The 20,651-nt window shown below is 64.9% G+C and carries 21 protein-coding genes and 1 pseudogene; 14 read left to right on the forward strand and 8 right to left on the reverse strand.

Translation table 11 applies throughout. From position 1 onward, the window contains the following. The first annotated feature begins 35 nt into the window (after positions 1-35). On the forward strand, positions 36-1,067 hold the full coding sequence (locus F4X41_03505) for an Mrp/NBP35 family ATP-binding protein (protein ID MYB16090.1): 1,032 nt from the start codon (positions 36-38) through the stop codon (positions 1,065-1,067). A 33-nt stretch (positions 1,068-1,100) separates the two neighbouring features. Here F4X41_03505 and F4X41_03510 read toward each other — a convergent pair whose 3' ends face one another. The 4 genes from F4X41_03510 to F4X41_03525 form a co-directional block, all read right to left on the reverse strand. After that, the gene (locus F4X41_03510) at positions 1,101-1,712 is read right to left on the reverse strand and encodes a DedA family protein (protein MYB16091.1); all 612 of its coding nucleotides are present in this window, start codon (positions 1,710-1,712) and stop codon (positions 1,101-1,103) included. Then, entirely contained in the window at positions 1,709-2,353 is a 645-nt protein-coding gene (locus F4X41_03515) for a ribonuclease HII (protein ID MYB16092.1), read from the reverse strand. Before F4X41_03515 ends, F4X41_03510 begins: the two co-directional genes overlap by 4 nt. Positions 2,354-2,450: 97 nt before the next feature. Further along, a complete protein-coding gene (gene rplS, locus F4X41_03520; GenBank protein ID MYB16093.1) occupies positions 2,451-2,804 on the reverse strand; it encodes a 50S ribosomal protein L19 in 354 nt (117 codons plus the stop codon). Positions 2,805-2,886: 82 nt separating this feature from the next. After that, on the reverse strand, positions 2,887-3,567 hold the full coding sequence (locus tag F4X41_03525; GenBank protein ID MYB16094.1) for a hypothetical protein: 681 nt from the start codon (positions 3,565-3,567) through the stop codon (positions 2,887-2,889). Between the two features lie 92 nt (positions 3,568-3,659). Here F4X41_03525 and F4X41_03530 point away from each other — a divergent pair, with 92 nt between their 5' ends. Then, positions 3,660-5,165 (forward strand): hypothetical protein, encoded by a 1,506-nt coding sequence (locus F4X41_03530; protein MYB16095.1) that lies wholly within the window; start codon positions 3,660-3,662, stop codon positions 5,163-5,165. Here the strand turns inward: F4X41_03530 and coaE are convergent. Continuing rightward, positions 5,147-5,785 carry a dephospho-CoA kinase gene (coaE, locus tag F4X41_03535; GenBank protein ID MYB16096.1) on the reverse strand — a complete coding sequence of 213 codons (639 nt, stop codon included), beginning with the start codon at positions 5,783-5,785 and terminating at the stop codon, positions 5,147-5,149. The two genes, F4X41_03530 and coaE, sit on opposite strands and share 19 nt — an antisense overlap. Positions 5,786-5,857: 72 nt before the next feature. Here coaE and ribD point away from each other — a divergent pair, with 72 nt between their 5' ends. From ribD to F4X41_03555, 4 genes are read left to right on the forward strand one after another with little or no spacing between them, the layout of a single operon-like run. Continuing rightward, positions 5,858-7,051: a bifunctional diaminohydroxyphosphoribosylaminopyrimidine deaminase/5-amino-6-(5-phosphoribosylamino)uracil reductase RibD gene (gene ribD / locus F4X41_03540; protein ID MYB16097.1), complete on the forward strand. Its 1,194-nt coding sequence runs from the start codon at positions 5,858-5,860 to the stop codon at positions 7,049-7,051. A gap of 54 nt (positions 7,052-7,105) precedes the next feature. Next, positions 7,106-7,705, forward strand: a complete 600-nt coding sequence (locus F4X41_03545) for a riboflavin synthase (GenBank protein ID MYB16098.1) — start codon at positions 7,106-7,108, stop codon at positions 7,703-7,705. Beyond that, positions 7,702-8,907: a GTP cyclohydrolase II gene (gene ribA / locus F4X41_03550; protein ID MYB16099.1), complete on the forward strand. Its 1,206-nt coding sequence runs from the start codon at positions 7,702-7,704 to the stop codon at positions 8,905-8,907. Before F4X41_03545 ends, ribA begins: the two co-directional genes overlap by 4 nt. A gap of 1 nt (position 8,908) precedes the next feature. After that, positions 8,909-9,388, forward strand: a complete 480-nt coding sequence (locus F4X41_03555; GenBank protein MYB16100.1) for a 6,7-dimethyl-8-ribityllumazine synthase — start codon at positions 8,909-8,911, stop codon at positions 9,386-9,388. Here the strand turns inward: F4X41_03555 and F4X41_03560 are convergent. Further along, positions 9,385-10,092 carry an HAD-IA family hydrolase gene (locus F4X41_03560; GenBank protein ID MYB16101.1) on the reverse strand — a complete coding sequence of 236 codons (708 nt, stop codon included), beginning with the start codon at positions 10,090-10,092 and terminating at the stop codon, positions 9,385-9,387. The two genes, F4X41_03555 and F4X41_03560, sit on opposite strands and share 4 nt — an antisense overlap. Here F4X41_03560 and F4X41_03565 point away from each other — a divergent pair. Then, a pseudogene (locus F4X41_03565) lies at positions 9,735-10,508 on the forward strand (hypothetical protein). The gene F4X41_03560 and the pseudogene F4X41_03565 sit on opposite strands and share 358 nt — an antisense overlap. A gap of 505 nt (positions 10,509-11,013) precedes the next feature. Here the strand turns inward: F4X41_03565 and F4X41_03570 are convergent. Next, positions 11,014-11,520, reverse strand: a complete 507-nt coding sequence (locus F4X41_03570) for a phosphatase (protein MYB16102.1) — start codon at positions 11,518-11,520, stop codon at positions 11,014-11,016. A 67-nt stretch (positions 11,521-11,587) separates the two neighbouring features. Here F4X41_03570 and F4X41_03575 point away from each other — a divergent pair, with 67 nt between their 5' ends. From F4X41_03575 to F4X41_03605, 7 genes are all read left to right on the forward strand, one after another. Next, on the forward strand, positions 11,588-13,099 hold the full coding sequence (locus tag F4X41_03575; protein ID MYB16103.1) for an extracellular solute-binding protein: 1,512 nt from the start codon (positions 11,588-11,590) through the stop codon (positions 13,097-13,099). A gap of 125 nt (positions 13,100-13,224) precedes the next feature. Continuing rightward, positions 13,225-14,109, forward strand: a complete 885-nt coding sequence (locus F4X41_03580) for a sugar ABC transporter permease (GenBank protein ID MYB16104.1) — start codon at positions 13,225-13,227, stop codon at positions 14,107-14,109. A gap of 21 nt (positions 14,110-14,130) precedes the next feature. Continuing rightward, the gene (locus F4X41_03585) at positions 14,131-14,967 is read left to right on the forward strand and encodes a carbohydrate ABC transporter permease (GenBank protein MYB16105.1); all 837 of its coding nucleotides are present in this window, start codon (positions 14,131-14,133) and stop codon (positions 14,965-14,967) included. A gap of 200 nt (positions 14,968-15,167) precedes the next feature. Continuing rightward, positions 15,168-16,295, forward strand: a complete 1,128-nt coding sequence (locus F4X41_03590) for an ABC transporter ATP-binding protein (protein MYB16106.1) — start codon at positions 15,168-15,170, stop codon at positions 16,293-16,295. Between the two features lie 102 nt (positions 16,296-16,397). Further along, entirely contained in the window at positions 16,398-17,543 is a 1,146-nt protein-coding gene (locus tag F4X41_03595; GenBank protein MYB16107.1) for a glycosyltransferase family 4 protein, read from the forward strand. Beyond that, complete coding sequence (locus tag F4X41_03600) at positions 17,420-19,012, forward strand: sugar transferase (GenBank protein MYB16108.1); 1,593 nt, start codon at positions 17,420-17,422, stop codon at positions 19,010-19,012. Before F4X41_03595 ends, F4X41_03600 begins: the two co-directional genes overlap by 124 nt. Positions 19,013-19,014: 2 nt before the next feature. Next, entirely contained in the window at positions 19,015-20,148 is a 1,134-nt protein-coding gene (locus tag F4X41_03605) for a glycosyltransferase family 4 protein (GenBank protein ID MYB16109.1), read from the forward strand. Between the two features lie 209 nt (positions 20,149-20,357). Here F4X41_03605 and F4X41_03610 read toward each other — a convergent pair whose 3' ends face one another. Beyond that, positions 20,358-20,585 (reverse strand): hypothetical protein, encoded by a 228-nt coding sequence (locus tag F4X41_03610; protein ID MYB16110.1) that lies wholly within the window; start codon positions 20,583-20,585, stop codon positions 20,358-20,360. Between the last annotated feature and the right edge of the window lie 66 nt (positions 20,586-20,651).

Below are 20,651 nucleotides of genomic sequence, written 5' to 3' on the forward strand. Positions count from 1 at the left end.
CCAATCAAGACCGAATAGACCAGGTGATTGACGCCATGCGCGGGGTGTACGACCCTGAAATCCACAAGGATCTGGTCACCCTGAACATGGTCCGCGACGTGAAGGTCACCGGCGACGATGTTTCACTCACGGTGGTCCTGACGACCCCCGCGTGCCCCCTGCGCGGCGAGATTGACAGCCGCGTCCGCGCCGGATTGGCCACGCTGGGCTGGGTGGCCAACGCCGAGATTGAAATGACCGCCGAGGTTGGCTCGCGCAGTTCCTCGCCATCGGCTTCGCTCCCCGGCGTCAAGAACGCCATCGCCGTCGCCTCCGGCAAGGGCGGGGTCGGCAAAAGCACGACCGCGGTGAACCTCGCGGTCGCCTTGCGCCGCCAGGGAGCAACGGTGGGGCTTCTGGACGCCGACGTCTACGGACCGAACATCCCGCTGATGATGGGCAGCAGTGCTTCCCCCACCGCCTCCGGCGGCAAGATCCAGGCCATCGAGTCCTACGGCGTCAAGTTGATGTCGCTGGGGTTCATGCTCGACGAAGATACCCCGGTAATCTGGCGAGGGCCGATGATCGCGGGCGCCCTCAAACAGTTGATCGGCGACGTCGACTGGGGCGAACTCGACTACATGATCGTCGATCTTCCGCCGGGCACCGGCGACGCGTCGCTCTCGCTGGCGCAATTGATCCCGCTCACCGGCGCGGTCATCGTGTCCACCCCGCAGGCCGTCGCCCTGCAGGATGTTCGGCGCGCAATCTCAATGTTCGAACGTCTCAGCGTGGACGTCCTGGGGCTTATCGAGAACATGTCCTGGTTCGAAAACCCGATCGATGGTTCGCGGCTCGAGATCTTCGGTCACGGGGGCGCGCGGAGCGCGGCCGAGCACCTCGAAATTCCCTTCTTCGGCGAATTGCCTTTGGACGAAGCCGTCCGCCGGGGCGGCGACGAAGGCCGGCCGGCGGCGCTTTTTGGAAGCGACCAGCTGATCGACACCTACAAGGCGATCAGCTCCAAGGTGGCGGCTGCGATCTCGGTCAAGAATCTCGAACGGGTAGAACCGCTGCCGATGCTCTGATCGGCGGCAGCGCCTGTTTCTGCCTGCGTCCGGTCAGCTTTCTCGCCCGGCGACCCTGGCGTTGTACCAGCCCAGCGCAAAGATGGCCACCGCCACTACCGCCACGAAACCGACCGCCACCGGTCCGGTGTAATCCTCGACCAGTCCGCGCACGCGCTCGCCGAGAAACATCAAGGCCAGCGCCACCGCCAGGAACCGGCCGGCGCGGCCCACCAACGAAATCAGCATGAACCGCTTGAAGTTGATCTGACAGACTCCGGCGCCGATCGCGAAAGCCTTGTAGGGCAACGGCGTGAAGCAGGCCAGCAGCAGCGCGAGGGTGTCGTTTTCGCGGTACTTGCGCTCCACGTAACGAATCTGGGGCTCAGGGACGATCCGGTAAACGAGCGGCCGCCCGCCGACCAGGCCTATCCAGTAGCCCAGCCAGGCCCCCAGCAGCGACCCGACTGTCGCCAGGGCCGCCAGGGGAATCGCGAAGAGGGGATTGGACAGGATGAGTACCATCATCAGCCCGTCGGGCGGGACCGGCAAGATGCTCGAGTCCCAAAACGCGACCAGGAACAACGCCACCCATCCGAACGGCGATTGCCCCCAGCTCAGAATCCAGTCGGTCAACTGGCCGAGTAGCCCAGCGATTTCGTTCATGCCCAATCCTGCCTACCCAACTCCAACTGGCGCTGGCAAGGCGCGAACGAGAGGCGGTGCTCGGCGCTCGGGCCGTGAGCGGTAAGCGCCTGCAGGTGGTGGCGGGTTCCGTAGCCGACGTTTGACGCGAACCCGTATGCTTCGTAACTTCCGGCCAGGCGTCGCATGTGGGCGTCGCGCGCAACTTTGGCGCAGATGGATGCGGCCGCCACGCTGAGGCACGAGCTGTCGGCGCGGGGGATGGCGATGAATCTCTCCGGGACGGTGGGTCCGCTCAGGGCCACCGCATCGCTGATCAGCGCCTGCGGGCGGGGGCGCAATTGGGCAAGCGCGGAAATCATCGCCTTGCGGGTTGCCGCAACCACCCCCAGGCGATCAATTTCGGCAGCTTCAGCCCAACCCAACGCCACCACCGGCGCCAGCCGCCAAACCCGGGCGCTCAGGTCCTGGCGCCGGCCGGCCGGCACCTGTTTGGAGTCGTTCACTCCGGCCAGTTTCTCCCGGTCGCCGAGCAGTCGTCGGTCCAGCAGCACGGCGGCGGCGCAGATCGGTCCGGCCAAGGCGCCGCGTCCGACCTCGTCGACGCCGGCCACCAAGTCGATCCCGGAGGAAAGCAGATCGAGTTCCAGCGCCGGATGCAGTTGGACGCCGGTCAGTTTCAAACCTCCGGTTGGAGCCGGACCGGCTTATTTTGCTTAGCCGGCGCCGCTCGGGAGGCCCGAGTGGCCGCCCCGGGCGTCAGCGCCGCGAGGGCTCGCGAACGCGGGCAGCCCGGCCCTTGCGTTCGCGCAGGTAGTAGAGCTTGGCCCGACGGACCCGCCCGCGGCGGACCAAGTCGATGCGGTCGATTACCGGCGAATGCACGTGGAAGCAGCGCTCGACTCCGACCCCGGCATGGGAGATTCGGCGAACCGTAAAAGTCTCCTGCAGGCCGCCGCCACGCCGCTTGATGACGACCCCTTCGAACGCCTGGATGCGTTCGCGCTGTCCTTCGCGTACCCGGCTGTGTACCCGGACCGTGTCGCCGACCCCGAAATCCGGGAGGTCGTCGCGCAGGAACTGGCGGTCAATTTCAGCGATGATCGTGGACATGGCGCTCGCAGGCGTACGCTGGGGCGTCGGGGGTGGAAATTGGGCGACGCAAAGCGGATTTTAATTGATTTGCCGACCCGATTCAGTCCCAGTCAAAATCGGCCGCGGTGCGCTCGCGGGGGTTTTCCAGTCGGGCCGCCCCGCAGGCGAATACGGCCCCGATAAGTTCCGCAAGATTTGCTGTCCAAGCGGGTCCGAGGTCGGAAACCGGGTGTTCGCCGGCACCGGTCCCGGCGGCGCGCGGGATTTGCAACCGGACGTCGCCGGCGTCAAATCGAAGCGTTTTGACCTGCTGCTGCAATAGCGCCGCGGCGGTCAACCGGACGGCGGCAACCCAACCTGCCAAGGCCACGACGCGCTCGGCCGCGACGGGATCCAGCAATCGCAAGCGCGCATTGAATTTGCTGGAGCCGACCGGCTCGTTGCGATGCCGCCCGGAACGCTCAAGCACCAGGGCAGCCCAGCCGCCGAGATCGTCAAAGCACTGCTCGATCAGCACCAAGCCTCCGGTGATCCGGCCCCTGACAACCTCGGGGTCGGCGGGAGCGGCAATATCGCCGAGCAGTCGGTCTGCCGCCAGGAAGGCGTTCGCTATCCCGGCCGCCCGTCGATGCTGCGCCGCGGCCGGCGGCGCCGTCCGCACGGCATCCGGAACGACATCGCTCCAACCGCGGGCCGCCAGACGTTCGCAGGCGGCAAGCAATTCGGGGTCGGCTTCTCCGCCGGCCCGGCTTGATCGAGCGAATGCGTCGCTAAAGGCCATGTTCTCAAAGTTCCCGGGTTAAGGACCGGCCGCCCACGGTCGATTGGATCGCGCGGGGCAAGACCTCCGCCCAATTACGATAATGCCGACCAATGCCAACCATCTTCCCATGCAATGGGCCGCGTCCGTCCGCCGGTTTCCGGACCGCTTTCCTGGCCCTGGTGCTGGTCGCCGGCTTTGCCATCGGCGCGTGCGAACGGGAGTCGGCCTCCCAAGCCGTCGCCACCCCGCCATCTCCGGTTCCGGCCGCACCGCTGCCCGAAAGCCCGGGCCGGGAATCGGCAACCGCACCGGTCGGCTCCCCCGCACCGCTATCGGAGTCTTCGCGCCAGGCCGCCACCGCAAGTCCGGTCAATGCCGATCCGGCGCCGGGCCAATCGGGATTTGATCAATTCGTAAGGGAAAACGCCCGGCGGGCGGCGGCGGCGGCGGAGAGGGTCCGCGGCCTAGACCGCCCGTTTCTCGAGCCCCGGATAGTAAGCCCCGATGAAGCCGCCGCCGAGATCGCGGCCGCGCTTAAAGATCAGGACGCCGAAGAGGTTTGGCGGCGCGACCGGGCGCTGCAACTACTCGGCGTCCTGCCCTCCGGGCAGGGCCTTGACGAAATCTACCTGGGGCTCGTTCCGGATCAGGTCATCGGGTTTTACCTGGCCAAGGAAGACGAACTCTACGTCGTCGAGCCCGCCGAAATTGGACGAAGCGCGTCCGATCAAGCCCTCATTACCCTGGCCCACGAGTACATCCACGCGCTTCAGCAGACCAATTTCGATATCGAGTCGCTCAGCGCGGCGGTCCCCATACTGGACTTTGACCGCCAACTGGCTCTAAGCGCCCTAATTGAAGGCGATGCCAGCGTTTTCGGATTTACAGCGGTCGCCGAGCAGGTCGATCTGCAGGCGCTGCGGGCGGAGGAACCGGCTCCCCCGCCCGATATGGGACGCTCCGGCGAGTTCGTGCTGCAGCTGCTTGCCTATCCGTACGTGGCCGGTGCCGAGTACGTCCTCGGGGTCCTGCTGGCTTCGGGATTGACCGGGCTCGACGGGCTCTATGATCCTTCGGCGCTGCCGCAGGCGACCGCCCAGATAACTCCGCTCGGTCTCCGGTCGCAATGGCAGCGAAGTTCGGCCGCGGAATTTGCAACGCCCGAACTGCCCTGCTGGAATTCATTGGGCTCCGGCAGCCTTGGCCAATTCGTTCTGGGGGTGCTGCTGGGCGGGCAGATCGAGAAGGGCCAGCGCGGGCCGTCCGACTGGGTCGACGACCACCTGCTGCTGATCGGCAACGGGGAGACTGAAGTCCTGATGTACCGGGCCGAATTCGCCGGTCCGGCGGCGGCGGAGGATTTCTTCGTCCGTCTGCAGGGCCTGATCGCCGGAGGCCAGCTGGATCACGCCGGTCGCATGGGGACGCTCGAAGCGACCGGGCCGGCGAGTTTTAGCTGGAAGCTGGAAAAGCGGACCGCGTGGGCCGAATTCAACGGTACCGGCGTCAACCTGATCGTGGGTGATCACGCCCGGGCCGTCGAATCCGCCGCCAGTGCGTTGGCCGGCTTCGTCGACGTCGAATTGGCCGAAGAGGACTACTGCCCGGCGCAGTAGTCAAGGAACCGTTCCCATTCGCGATCAATGCCGCGTTCAAGATCCGTGAGCGAACCATGATTACCAATAATCCGGGCCGGCGTCCCCGGCCGGCGATTCTGAAAAAGGTCCAATTTTTCAGCAGCCGACGATTGGGCACCGATTCGCAATCCGGCTTGCTCGGCGGACAGATTGCGGCTGCGCCGCAGGCGCGCGATCTGTTCCCTTCTTGGACTCTCCAATACCCAGAGGGCGTCTAGCAGGCGGACGTTTCGACCCTCGACCAATTTGATGGCCTCGATAACGTGCGGAGTCGCAGGCGGGGCCTTGGCGATGAGCGCACCGACCGCCTCGAAAACCGCCGGGTGCACGATCGCCTCCAATTCGGCGAGCGCCGCGGGGTCCGCAAAAACCAGCTCTCCCAGCTTTGCGCGGTCGACCCCGCCGGGGCCAATCAGGTCGGCCCCGAACCGTTCGCCGACTCTTATGGCCACCGGGTGGTCGGGTCCATACATCTCGTGGACGATCCGGTCGGAGTCGATGACCGTGGCGCCGCGGTCGGCTAGCCAGCCGGACACCAGCGACTTGCCGGTGGCGATATTGCCGGTTAATCCGAGCACCGGCGGGCGGGTCGAGTTCATGATCGATTGGTTCCGGTGGTATCCGCCGCCCACATTCAAGTTAGGTAGCGGCGGCAGGTCTGGGATGATGATATTTGGCGGCGGCGGGGCAGGCGCCCCCCGCCGGTTCAACGACTGTCGCAATGGCGTGGACTAGGACCCTTGCAGCCACTTGACTTCCTGAATGCCGCTGCCGCCAGCGGGCGTGAGTGGCTCGGCCGGACCAGCCCGCGTCCCGCGGTCGGAGCGGTGGTTGTTCGGGACGGCCAGATCATCGGACAGTCGGCCACCGCGCCGGGGACCGGTCCGCACGCCGAGGCCCAGGCGCTAGAGCAGGCGGGCGCCCTGGCGCGCGGCGCCGATCTGTACACGACCCTCGAGCCATGCCGTCACCACGGCCAGACTCCCCCGTGCACCGAAGCCATCGTGGCGGCCGGAATCGGGCGTTGTTTCTATGCGTATCCGGACCCCAATCCGGCCGCCACCGGCGGAGCGCATGAACTTGCCGCCGCCGGAGTCGAGACGGCCCGGGTTGCGGGCTGCGACGCGGCCTTTGACGGTCTCAAGGGTTACCTTCACCACACCCGAACTGGGCGACCTTGGGTGATTGCCAAGTGGGCGATGTCGCTGGACGGCCGCGTGGCGCTGCCGGCCGGCCAACGAGGGTACCTGAGCTCTCCCCAGTCGCTGTCGCTGGTGCATCGCCGTCGCGCGGAAGTCGACGCAATAGTGGTCGGTTCCGGCACGGTCCTGGCCGACGACCCTAGGCTTACGGTCCGTGCCGGCATAGCGGTTAACCGGCAACCGCTGCGGGTTGTGTTGGACGGGCGGGCCCGCCTGCCGGCGGATGCGGCGATGCTGGGAATGCCCGGCAAAACTATCTGCTTCGTGGGAGCGGCCGCTCCGCCGGAGCGGTGCGCGGCCCTGGTCGAGAGCGGCTGTTTCGTGCAAATTCAGGACGATCCGCCGCGGGCTGACCCTAACGCGGTGCTCCAGCGATTGGGTGCCATGGGAGTCCAGTCGGCCCTGTTGGAAGGCGGGCCGACCACGATAGGTTCCTTTCTGGCCGCGCAATTGATCAACGAGATCGAAGTGTTCCTCTGCCCGGTCCTGGTCGGGGATCCGGCGTCGCCGGTAGCGCTCCGGGGCTTGCCGGAGGGATTCTTGTCGCCGGGATTGGAATTGCTGGAGAGCGGAACGGTCGGACCCGATCTCTGGTTGCGGGCTCGACCCCGCGGTTCAATCGACTGGGACGGCGAAACGCAGCCCGAGCGAACCGGCGCTTGAACGACGGCGAAAATTGCCTCGTTGCCGCCCCAGAGCAACATCTCAAGGACGCACATGTTTACTGGTCTGGTCGAAGAGGTTGGAAGGGTCGAACGGGCACGCAGCGGAGCGGGCTTGATGCGACTCTCGCTACGGGCCAGCTTCGTGGACGAGCTCCAGGTGGGCGAGAGCGTTGCGGTTGCCGGCGCCTGCCTGACGGTGGTGGAGATCGAGAGTGGCAGATTCACGGTTGAAATCGTCGACGAGACTCGTCGCCGCACCAACTTGGGAACCCTGCAAACCGGCCGAACGGTAAATCTCGAACGGGCCCTTCGGGCCGACTCCCGCCTTGGCGGGCATTTCGTCCAGGCGCACGTGGATTGCACTGCCACGGTCCGGGCAATCGACCCCGACGGGGAGTCGCAACTTATAACCTTTTCGCACCCACCGCAATACCGCAAGCAGATCGTGGAGAAGGGTTACGTGGCAGTGGACGGAGTGAGCCTGACCGTGGTCGAATCCGGCCCGGACTGGTTCAAGGTCGCGTTGATCCCGCATACGCGGTCGGTAACGACCCTCGGTGAATTGACTCTGGGGACAAACTGCAATCTGGAGACGGACGTGCTGGCAAAGTACGTGGTCGCGCTGGCCGAATCCACCGCAACCGGTCTATGAACGGGCAGGTGTCGGCCGCCGCCGAGAGCTTCGCGTCCGGCGAGCCGGTCGTGATAAACAGCGCCGGCAGGGGCGATTTCGTGGCCACCCTCACCATCCCGGCGGCGGCGGTGACCACCGCGGTGCTGCTCGAACTCATGCGGATCTCCGGCGGGGCCTTCGTGGCTATGACTGCTGGAACGCTGGCCCGGCTGGGCATCGCCCAGGAGCACACGCCGGCGGCCGGCATGCTGGCCAGCCCGGCATTCTGCGAGACGGTCGACCTGATCGGCCCCGATTCCTACTCGGTCACCGGCCAGGCGGCCACCATCCGCGCCCTCGGATCGACCGAGACGAGGCCGCAGCAATTGAAAAGACCCGGTTTGATCAGGCCCCTGCGGGCGTTTGACGGCGGCGTGCTGCGCCGACCGGGCGTTACCGAAGCGGCCACCGATTTGGCCGTCCTGGCCGGCATCGAGCCCGCCGTCCTGTTCGGTCGCCTGCTAAATGACGAGGGCGATCCGCTGGGCGCCAACGCGGCCGCGGAGCTGGCCTCCGCCAGGGGCTGGAAGACGCTGTCGACTACCGACCTGATCGCCCACCGGCGCAAATCTGAAAAGCTGATCGAACGGCTGGCTTCGGCCCAGCTCCCGACCCCCTGGGGCGAATTCACCGCGACCGCGTTTCGCGACTCGGTAACTGGAGACGACCACGTCGCTCTGGTGATCGGCCAGATCGAGCCGGGCGAGCCGACTCTGGTCAGGGTGCATGATGAATGCCTGACCGGCGACGTCTTCGGGTCGATGCGCTGCGATTGCGGACCGCAACTGAGAACCGCCTTGCAGCGGGTGGCGTCCGAGGGGCGGGGCGTGATCCTCTACATGCGCCAGGAGGGCCGTGGAATAGGTCTGGCCAACAAACTGCGGGCCTACGCGCTGCAGCAGCAGGAGGGTCTGGACACCGTCGACGCCAACATCGCGCTCGGCTTTCTGCCAGACGAACGCGATTACGGGATCGGCGCGCAGATCCTGGGCGAACTGGGCGTCACTAAGCTGCGGCTGCTCACCAACAATCCCCGCAAACGCGTCGAAATTTCTGGCTACGGACTGGAGATAGTCGAGCAGGTCCCGCTGCAAATCGAGCCAAATGAACACAACGCCCACTACATGGCGACCAAGCGCGACCGCATGGGGCACGACCTCGAATTGGCCGAGCGGGACTGAAATGGCCCTGCGCGGCAAGATCGCCGTTGCGGTAACCGATTACCACCGCCGCTACACCGACAAACTGCTGGCCGGCGTGCGCGCCGGCCTGGGCGACGGCGATCCGGGATTCGTACTGGTCGAGGTCGAGGTCTTCCGTGCACCGGGATCGTTTGAGCTGCCGCTGCTGGCCAAGAAGCTGGCCGCCAGCCACGCCTACGCGGCGGTGATCTGCCTGGGCTGCATCATCCGATCCGACACGCCGCACTTCGATTACGTAGCTGCCGAGTGTTCGCGCGGGATCATGCAGGCGGGGCTCGACACTGGCGTGCCGGTGATATTCGGAGTCTTGACCCTGGACAACGAACAGCAGGCGATCGACCGCACCCACGACGACGAGACCAATCGCGGATTCGAGGCCGCCAAGGCCGCCCTGATGATGATCAAGACGCTAAACGCCGGTTCCAAAGACCACTTCACCGGCCACGGCTGGGACCACTAGAGAAAAAGGTCCAGGGCGCCGTTTAAGTCCGTGGCCGTTGCCGTCGCCGCCGGCGGTTCCGAGCCCGAACGGTCGAGCAGCACCGCCCGGAATCCGGCCCGCTCGGCACCCAAGTAGTCCTCGGGGTGCGAATCGCCGATGTGAGCGATCGGGCCATCTCCGACGCCGGCCCGCCTGCGGGCGAGGGCAAAGATCTGCGGATCCGGTTTGGCGACGCCCTCCAGGCCCGACACCACCTTGAAATCAAAGAGTTCGTCGACTTCCAGCTCGCGCAGTGTTGCTTCCAGCAGGAATGAGTAGTTGGACAGCACTCCGGTGACCAAGCCGGCGCGGCGGGCGCGCTCCAATGCGCCGCGCGTCTCCGGATAGAGTCGCGGCGGGAAGCTGGCCGCGATCGCCCGGCCCACCTCCAGCGGGGACATCCCGGCCGCCTCGTCGCCGAGTGCATCCAGAACGATCTGTCCGCAGCGCCGCTGCAGGTCTGCCAGCTGGCCGGCGTCGCCTACGTACTTGTGGTGCGATCGGTAGTAGGAAAACTCGGCGCGGAGTCCGGCCGCCACCGCCGCCACGCCGCCGCGGTACCCCAGCCCGCGCAGGAGGTCGCACACGGCGCGCGCAGGATCGCCGTCGCCGAGCCGGAACAGTGTCCCGAACCCGTCAAAGCAGACTGCCGTCGGCCGCGCGGTTCCCGCAGGCTGGGTCATCGGTTGTCCACCCGATCTTTCATTGCCCACTCTTACAATCTTGCGCCGAACCACTCGCTCAGGTGCGCCAATCCGCGATGTTATGTCAACCGCATGAACTAAATTCCTGGATGGAAAACGATCGCAAGCTCGTGATCCTGGACCTGCGCAGCCCGGCTGAATACGAAGCCGGCCATATCGTGGGAGCGCTGAACATCGACGTTAGCAGCTACCACCCGATCATCCGGACCGAGGACCAGCGCATAGAGGCGACTCGCTATCTGGTCGACATGTTCCGGTCGGCCGGGGTCGACAACGACTCGACGGTCGTCCTTTACCAGAATTTCACCGGCTGGGCGGTCTGTCGCGCCTACTGGATGCTCGACTACCTGGGCCACGCGCCGGCCCAGATCTTGGACGGCGGCTATCGCAACTGGCTCGATTTCGGCGGCTCCATTCAGGTAGAGGTCAACCAGCTCCCCGGCGGAGGCAACCTGTCCCCGAGTCCGCGCCCCCAGGTTCTGGCGACCGCAGACTACATCCGGAAGCGGCTCAAGGATCCCGACTTCCAGATCATCGACATGCGAACGATAGAAGAATTCGACGGCTCCGACGCCCGCGAGAACCCTCGCCACGGACACATCCCGGGGGCGGTCTGGATGAACTGGGAAATGCTGGTCGGCGCAGACGGGCAGATGCGCAACCAACGCGAGATTGCCGCCGAACTGGCCCAGCGCGAGATCAGTTCCGAGAAGGAAGTCGTCGTTTACTGCAACGGCGGGGCGCGCTCGGCGTGCGGCTACATCGGCCTGCGCATGGCCGGATACGGGAACTTCCGCAACTACTTTGGCTCCTGGCACGAGTGGTCACGCCAGAACGATCTCCCGATAGAGCAGCCCGTCTACGTAGCCAGATAGCCAGGAACCATTCGCCGGGGCGGTTTCAATCCGGTTCCCGGGCGGCCATTCCGAGCAGGAATTCTTCCTGGCGGGCGGACTCAACCGCGCCCGGCCGCAATCGGCGCACTCTGTCAATCGCCGCGCGGGGTTCCTCGCCACCGGCGATCATGAGGCCGGCAACGACTACCCCTGTGCGTCCATAACCGGCGAAACAGTGCGCGAACACCGCCTTCCCGGCGCGGTTGGACTCCTCAACGAACCTCGTTGCGCGATTCATCTGGTCCCTGGTTGGAGCACCCGAATCGACGATCGGCAGGTGCAACCAGTCCAGCCCGGCGTCGTTTAACGCCGCCGCATCCAGGCCTTCTTCGGTCAGGGTTATCACGGCACCGAAACCAAGCCCGGCCAGGACCTCCAATCGTTCAGCCAATTCCCCGCGCCGGGCGGGGTGCGAACCGCCGCCCAACCTGCCCGGAATTGCCCAGAAATGGTCCACCGGTTCGATAGATTCCTTAGATATGCGCGGGCGCCTCACCGATTCACAATGCAAGCGGTGAAAGCTGCACCAAACCTAAACTAAGCGTACGCCCGACGAGGCGGTAGCTTGGGAGGCTGACATGAGCAGGGGAAGAATTAGCCGGCGCCGGTTCCTTGGTACCGGGATGGTCGCCGGGACGGCGGCGATCCTGGCTGCCTGCGGTGAGACGGTAGAGGTCGAACGCATCGTCACTCAGGTGGTCGAAAAAGAGGTCGAGGTCATCAAAGAGGTGACCGTAGAGGTTGAAATCCCGGTCGAGCGGTTGGTGGAAGTCCAGGTCGTTCAGGAAGTGGAGGGCCCGCAGGACGTCTCCTACGAAGCCGCCAACGTCGACTGGCGCAAGTACGCCGGACAGGAAATCAACGTCCTCGGTGTAAACGGATTTGTGACCCAATGGCAGCAGGGTCTTTTGCCGGAATTTGAGCAGATTACCGGAATCAAGGTCAATTACGAGCTGCTCGGGGAAACCCAGCTGTTTGACAAGACCAACCTGGAGTTGACCTCGCGATCGGCCAATTACGACCTGTTCTGGTCGGCATGTTTCAACATCCCGCGCTGGCTTTCCGGTGGACTGATCCAGGACCTAAGCGGCTACCTGAACGATCCCGATCACACCGATATCGAGTGGTACGACTTCGGCGACATCCATCCATCGGTCAGGGGCGCGGTCACGGCGGGCGACGAAATCGGCGCGGTACCGTTCGACGCCGTCTCGCACGCAAACTTTTTCCGGGTCGACAAATTCGAGGAAGCCGGTATCCAGGATCCGCCGGACACGATGGATGAATTGGAAGAGACCGCAGCCAAGCTGTACGACCCGGAGAACGATTTCTACGGTATATCGCTGCGCGGCGGGTTCCTGCAAATCATGTACCCGGCGTTCCCCTACACCTACGGGGGCGGGTACCTGGACGACGAGTGGAGATCAATCATCAACTCCCCCGAGAGTCTGGCCGGGACCCAGAAGTACGTCGACCTGGTGACCAAATACGGACCGCCCGGGTCTTCAACCAAGATTTGGAAGGACGTGCTCGAGGACTTCCGCGGCGGTCTCTCCGGCATGCTGCCGGACACGTTCGGTTTCACGCCGGGCTTTGAGGACGTAAACGCTTCCAAAATCATCGGAACCGTAGGCGCCCACTACATGCCCGGAGTGACCAAGGACGAATACGGCGAGCACGGTTTTTGGACCTGGACCGTGACGATGAACAACTTCTCGGAAAAGAAGGACCCTGCCTGGCTCTACATGCAGTGGGCCAGCTCCCGTCTGACCGCGCTGCGCTTCGCGCTCTTGCGGTGGGTCACGGCCCGCAACTGGGTTACCCAGCAGAGCGTCTGGCAGGACGTGGTCAAGGACAAGAACTTCGGCCAGTGGCCGGTGGTGTTCGGACACGGAATCTCGACCGCTCGCCCGGACTACCTGGTCACATCGGTTAACGGGCGCCCGATCCCCGAAGCCCAGGACGTCCTGCGGATCCAGGGCATCGAGCTATCGTCGATGGTTGCCGGCGAGAAAACGGTCGAAGAAGGATCCAATTCGTCCTTCGAGCAGGTCAACAACCTGATGACGCAAGCCGGCTACTACTCCTAGGTAGCTGCAACACCCGTCCCCCGGCCAACCGCGGCCGGGGGACGGATCTGCGAACGCTGGGCGATTAGTCCGATGTTTCAAACGCCGACCGGTGGGGGGATTCCCCGGGGACCCCGACCCGGGACATGAACTGGTTTCGGGTCCGAAACCTTTCGATCGGGCTTGGCCTTTCGCCGGCCCTGGTCGTTCTGGTGGTGCTTACCCTGACGCCCATGCTGCTCAACCTCTATTTGGCGTTCACGTTCTGGCGCGGCGGGGTGGAGGATCCGCGCTGGGTCGGACTGAACAACTTCCAGTTCCTGCTCAACGATCCCAACTTCATCAACTCGGTAGTGCGCTCGGCCACATTCACCTTCGGGTCGGTTGCGTTCCAGCTAGTTCTGGGACTATTGATCGCCATCATGCTCACCCGTCGCCTGCGTGGCAGCGCGTTCTTCCGGGTAGCCCTCCTGATGCCGATGGTCATGACGCCGGTGGTCTCGGCGCTGACCTTCAAGACTTTGATCTATGACCCGAATTGGGGCCTTACCGGCTACGCGTTCGACGTGCTGGGATTCGGGCGCATCGCCCCCTTGAGCGACGTTAACCTGGCCATCGTCAGCGTGATACTTGTCGACATCTGGCATTGGACACCGTTCATGACGATCACGATCTTCGCCGGTCTGCTCTCAATCCCAGACGAGCCGCTGGAGGCGGCCGCCATCGACGGTGCCAACGCCTGGCAGAGGTTCCGCTACGTGATCCTGCCGATGGTCATGCCGGTCCTGCTGGTCGTAACTATGCTGCGGATGCTGGACGCGTTCCGCACCTTCGACATGATTTACGTAATGACCCAGGGCGGTCCGGGCCGGGTGACGATGACTTTGCCGATATTCATCTACGAGACGATGTTCTCGTTCTCGAATTTCGGAGGGGCGGCCGCCGTCGGCCTGGCGATGACGCTTTTCTCGTTTGTTCTGATCGCGATCTTCACCAGGGCCCTGGCCGCGAGCCGGGGGACGGCGTACTGATCTTGCCCACAGGCTGTCCGCATGCGCCGTAGACGCCGAACCGTCGACGCCTTGGTTTACGTCGGGCTCTTCATCGCTTTCGTATGGTCGGTGCTGCCCATGTACCTGGTACTGACCACCTCGGTCAAGGTGCAGTCCGACGCCTTCTCGCTCACCCCCAAGCTCCTGTTTTTCCGGTTCACGATCGAGCACTACCAAGACGTGATCGGCGGGGTCCACCAGAACTTTCTGCGGTTCTTCGTGAACTCGATCATCGTTTCGATCGGGTCGGTGATCGTGGCGCTGGTAGTCTCGATTCCGGCCGGTTACGTATTGGCGCGATTTGATTTCCGCGGCAAACGCGCGTTCGGATTCTTCCTGCTGCTGCCGCGGGCGATTCCGCCGATCGCGATGCTGCTGCCATTCTTTTTCCTCTGGACCCGGCTCGGGCTCATGGACACCCTCCAGGGCCTGGTGCTCATCTACGTCCAGCTCAATCTATCGATCGGGGTCTGGATGCTGCGCGAGTTCATTGCCGAGATTCCCCGCGAGCTGGAGGAAGCGGCCCTGGTCGATGGCTGCACGCGGTTCCAGTTGATCTGGCGGATCGTGTTGCCGCTTGCGGCGCCGGGAATCGCCGCTACCGCGATCCTGCTGCTGATCTTTTCCTGGAACGAGTTCCTGTTTGCGTTTTCGGTGGCTGGCGCCAAGGCTCGCACCGCCCCGGTCAGCGTGTTCAATTTCGTAGGCGTCGAGGAAGTGCTTTGGGGTCAGCTGCACGCGGCGGGCACGATGGTGGTCCTGCCGGTCATCCTCTTCGCCCTGCTTGTGCAACGGCGGATGGCCGCCGGGTTGACCGCCGGAGCCGTCACCGGGTAATTCGCGCCCAAAACCTGCTCGGCAATACCGTTTCAATTAAGCTATTGGAAAGTCCGCCCCGGTGGGCGTACTTTTAGGCGAGACACGGCTTTTGCCGAATAGTTCTGGTTTCGCCGGGCCGCGGGTGGTCACTGACTTGCCACAGGCGGCTTTACATAGGCGCCGGCGGCGCGGCCGCGGCGCGGAAAGGGTGACCGCCTATGGCAAGCGTCACACTTGACAACGTCACTAAGCGCTTCGGCGAAGTAGTGGCGGTCAGAAACCTGAGCCTTGAGATCGAGGACCAGGAGTTCCTGGTGCTGGTCGGCCCGTCGGGTTGTGGCAAGTCCACCACCCTGCGTCTTATCGCCGGCCTGGAAGAGCTCAGCGCTGGCAACATCTACATCGGCGACCGCGTGGTCAACGATGTCGCGCCGAAAGACCGCGACATTGCGATGGTGTTCCAGAGCTACGCGCTCTACCCGCACATGAGCGTTTACGACAACCTAGCCTTCGGGCTGCGCCTGCGCAAGACCGCCAAGGCGGAGATCACCCGCCGGGTCCAGGAAGCCGCTGAACTGCTGGCAATCGGTGAACTGCTCGACCGTAAGCCCAAGGAACTCTCCGGCGGGCAACGCCAGCGGGTGGCGCTGGGGCGCGCGATCGTGCGCGAACCCAAGGCCTTCCTCATGGACGAGCCGCTCTCCAACCTCGACGCCAAGCTGCGGGTACAGACCCGCGCCGAGCTGATCCGCCTGCACGAACGTCTTCAGACCACGGTCATTTACGTCACTCACGACCAGACCGAGGCCATGACCATGGGCAGCCGGATCGCAGTCCTGCGCGACGGCGTGCTGCAGCAATGCGGCAGCCCGCAAGGTGTCTACGACCACCCAGCCAACATGTTCGTGGCCGGGTTCATCGGCAGCCCCTCAATGAACTTCTTCGACGCCAAAGTCACCGGCACCGCCGACGACCTGAAGATCGAAGCGTTCGAAGGCCAGCCGCTTGATGTCCCGCCGGACCGACGCCAGGCCTACGCGCCCTACATCGGTCAGGACGTGATCTTCGGGGTCAGACCCGAGGACCTCTGGACGCCGCAGTTTGCCCCCGATAGAACGACCAAAGACCAGCTCATCAAGAGCACGGTCGACGTCTTCGAGCCGTTGGGATCGGAAATCTACCTGTATCTGGTCACCGACGACAACTCGTACATCGCCCGGGTGGACCCGCGGACGACCGAACACGCCGGTGAGGAATTCAATGTGGTATTCGACATGAACCACATGCACCTGTTCGACCCGATGACTCAGGAAGTCATCGGCGAGGAGCCGGCCGGGATCGCTTAGGTCCCAATTCCGGAAACGGAACACCGACGGCCGGGGCTGGCAGCCCCGGCCGTCTTTTCATTGCCGGGCTTCCATTTGCCCTACCCCGGCCAGGGCAATTGAATGCCGCTGATCGGACTCAACGCGACCTGCATGCACTCGCGGCCCGGCTTTCGCAACAGCGGGGTCAGCATTTACGCCCGCAACCTGATCAAGGCGCTGCTCGAGGAGCCCGACCCCGAGCACGAATACGTAGTCTTCTGCAACGCCGACTTCGATCCCGCCAGCCTGCCCGCGCTGGCCCGCGCACGGCTCATCTTCTCGCCCGCTCCGGGCGACAGCCCCTGGCGGCGGGTCGCCTGGGAACAGTCGGGACTGGCGCTGGCCGCCGAGGAATCGCAAATAGAAGTCCTGCACGGCTTGCTGAACGTCTCTCCGCTGCTTTCTGGTTGTCGCCAGGTCGTAACCGTCCACGACCTGACCTACCTGACAACCCCGGGGGCCCATCCCTGGCGGCGGCGCGTCTGGCTGGGCGTGGCCGGCCGCTGGTCGCTGCGCCGCGCGGCCGCAGTGCTGGTCGATTCGGCATCCACCGGTCGGGACCTAGTGGAATTCCAGAATGCCGATCCGGACCGCTTGGTGGTCGCCTATCCGGGGCTCGACCCGGACCTGCGCGGCGCGGTGGATTCCCGGTCCCTGGAACGGTTCCGGCTCCGGGAGGATGTCCCCGAACGGTTTCTGCTCTACCTGGGAACGATCGAGCCGCGCAAGAACCTCGACCGCCTGATCGCGGCGTTCGCGCGGCTGGTCGGGCGCGGCTACCCGGGCAGGCTGGTCATCGCCGGCGGGGCCGGCTGGGGCGGAGTGGACGTACGCGGTTTGGCCGGGGACGCGGGCGTGGCCGACCGCCTGCTGCTGCCCGGATATGTCTCCGAATCCGACAAACCGCTCTGGTATTCATCCGCCGAAGGGTTCGTCTACCCGTCGGCTTACGAGGGTTTCGGGCTGCCGGTGCTGGAGGCCATGGCCTGCGGCACCCCGGTTGCGGCAGCCGACAACTCTTCCCTGCCCGAAGTCGTCGGCGACGCCGGATTGCTATTCGACCCCAATAACATTGATTCGATGGTGGCCGCGCTCGAGAAAATTTGCAGCAATTCAAATCCGATCCAGTCGCTGAGCCGGAAAGGCCGACGGCGAGCCCGGGAGTTCACCTGGGCGGAGACCGCGCGCTGTGCCCGTCGGGCCTATCGGATGGCCCTGAGCAGCTAGCCGACAACTGCGCATCCCCGCGGTCCGGGCCCGCCGGCGCGGTCGGACCGAATCGCTGGCAGCGGCGTCAGTGGCTGACCCTGGCGCTCGACGCGGTGGCAATTGCGGGCGCCTGGTTCATCTCGCACGTCGCCCGTTACGACCTGGGAATCGGCGGAACCATCGGGCCGGGCCGATACGTCGAACTGAGCCAGTTCCTGGTCGTCGGGCTGATATTTGCGGCGGTCATGCTCGTGACCATGTATTCGCGGGGGCTCTACCGCCGCCAGGTGCTGGGATCCTGGCTCGACCAGGTCGGGCGGATCGTGCCGGCGGCGCTGTTGGCCGAAGCCGCCATAATCGTCGCCTCTTACCTGGCCCGCGAAGCCTTTCCGCCTTCTTCGCGGCTGATGTTCGCCTACCTGGGAGTCTCGGCGGTGCTTTTGGCCGCGCTGCTGCGATTGATCGTGCACCGCTGGTACGTGAATCGCTATCGCCGCGGCATTGGGACCGAGCGGGTGATCGTGGCCGGGCGCGGGGTCCTGGCCAAGATGCTCATGCAGCAGATTCGCGGCAACGTCGGCGCCGGTATGGTGGCGCTCGGATTCCTCGATCACGAGTCCGGCAACAACGGCGACTTCGGAAGGTTCCGACGCCTGGGCGGGCTGGGCGAAATTGAATCGGTCCTCGACCAATCGTCCCCCGACCGGGTTGTCGTGGCCTTGCCGCTGGAGGCCAACGCGCACTCCAACGAGCTGATCGCGGCCTGTCGGCGGCGCGGGATCAGGGCCACCGTGGTCCCCGATCTGCTGGCCCTGCAGGCCGGACGCGTCAATACCGAAGCCGTGGCCGGCATTCCGCTGTTTACCCTGACCAGCAACCGGATAGCGGGCTTTAACGCGTTCCTCAAGCGGTCCCTTGACATCTTCCTCGCGGGAACGATGCTGGTGCTGCTGTCACCTTTGCTCGCGTTACTGGCGCTGGCGATCCGAATCGATTCGCCCGGCCCGGCATTGTTCGGCCAGCAGCGAATAGGGCGCGATCGGCGGCCGTTCCGGATGCTCATGTTCCGGTCCATGGTCAAAGACGCCTCTAACGCTCGCTACGAGATGTTTCCCGAGGCGCGCGACAAGGCGCTCTTCAAGCCACGCCACGATCCGCGCGTCACGCGGGTCGGCAGAGTTTTGCGCAAGACCTCGCTGGACGAGCTGCCCCAACTGTTGAACGTGATCTCCGGGCAGATGAGCCTGGTAGGCCCCCGCCCGCAGATCCCCGACGAGGTCTCGGCCTACGATGAGTACGCATACAACCGCTTGCTGGCCCTGCCCGGCATGACCGGGCTCTGGCAGGTCAGCGGTCGCAGCAATCTGGGATTTGAGGAAATGGTCATGCTCGACACCTACTACGTGGGGCACTGGTCGGTCGGGCTGGATCTGAAGATCCTGCTGCGCACGATCCCGGCGGTGATAAAAGGCGAAGGGGCCTACTGAAGTTGTCCGCCGCGACCGGCCGCCGGGTCGCCCTGGTTCACGACTGGCTCAACCAGATGGGCGGCGCCGAAAGGGTTCTGCTCGAACTTTCCCGGCTCTACCCCGGGGCACCCATCTACACCTCCATCTACGATCCCGCGGCGATGGACTCCGAGTTTCTGGACAAGGACATTCGCACGTCGCTGATGCAGGTCATGCCGGCGGTGTTCGAACAGCACCGCCGCTACCTGCCGGTTTACGCGGCGACATTCGCGCGCTGGTGGATCAGGGACGCCGACGTGATCGTCTCCAACGCCTCCGGATTCTGCCGCTGGGTTCCGACCGATCTTTCGACCACCCACGTCTGTTACTGCCTGACCCCGCCGCGCTATCTCTGGGACACGCGCCGCTACCTTGCCGCCGAACGCGATTTTCCGTCGACCCTTGATCCGCTGGTTCGATTGGGTCTCGACGGTCTGCGGCGGCTCGACAGGTTCATGGCCGATCGCACCGACCACTTTATCGCCATCTCGCAAGCAGTCGCCGACCGGATCCGGGATTGCTACGGCCGCGGCTCCACGGTGATCCACCCGCCCGTGCGGGTTGAGGATTTTGCGCCCGCCCCGCCGACGGAAATCGGCGACCACCTGCTGCTGGTTTCGCGGCTCGCTCCCTACAAGCGGATAGACCTTGCGATCCGCGCCTGCAACCGGCTGCGAATGCCGCTGCGGATCGTGGGATCGGGCCGGGCCGAGGCCGACTTGAAGGCGATCGCCGGGCCGACGATCCAGTTCGCGGGTCGCATCGGCGAGCAGCGTCTGCGCCACGAGCTGTCCCGGTGCCGGGCAGTCCTGTTCCCCGGCGAGGAGGACTTTGGGCTGGTCCCGATCGAGGCCCAAGCGTCCGGCCGCCCGGTGCTGGCGTTTGCCGGCGGCGGCGCCCTGGAAACCATTACCGCCGGCGAGACCGGTGAATTCTTCGAACAGCCAACGACCGGCGCGCTGATTGCGGCGCTGCAGGAATTCGACGCCGGAAGTTACGATCCGGCGGTGCTGGTCGAAAATGCGCAGGGATATTCGCATCGGCGATTTGCCAATCAATTCACCCAATTCATCGACGAGGTCGCGGACCGCGCGCCCGGGCGCGGTCCGAGTTAAGCAATTGTCTTGATTGTCAAGTCCGGAAGGGGTGAGTTGAGTGGGGGTGTGGAGGAGAGCAGAGCGGGGACACCAGGCAGTCGATTGCGAGATTTCCTGGGCCGTCTTGGCCCGTCTCCATCGGATCCGCGACAGCTTCCCCGTTCTGGGCATGGCTGCGCCAGGGATCCTGCCCCGGCGGGGCGATCGACGGCGCCGGCTACCGGCGGTCAGCCTCGGCCCGCGGGCACGTCCCCATCCGTTATCCGATCCTCCCGGGCAGCGGCCTTCCCGCCCTCGCCGCGATCGGTCGTCGAAGCCTCGCCGACGACCGGGGACCGTCCCTCTTCGGCAGCGCCGGCATCTGCTTGGGGCGGCTGTTCCGGGATCGCTTCTTCCGCGCGCCAGTACTCGCCGCTGCGCAGCATCGCGTTCAGGATGGTCAGCAGCTTGCGCATGCAGGCTGTGAGCGCGACCTATACCTTTTCTATAGAGCTTTATCCGTCCCGGATTCAGGGGCACGC

The sequence above is a fragment of the Chloroflexota bacterium genome, from assembly GCA_009840625.1.
Classification (GTDB): Bacteria; Chloroflexota; UBA11872; order UBA11872; family VXNJ01; genus VXNJ01.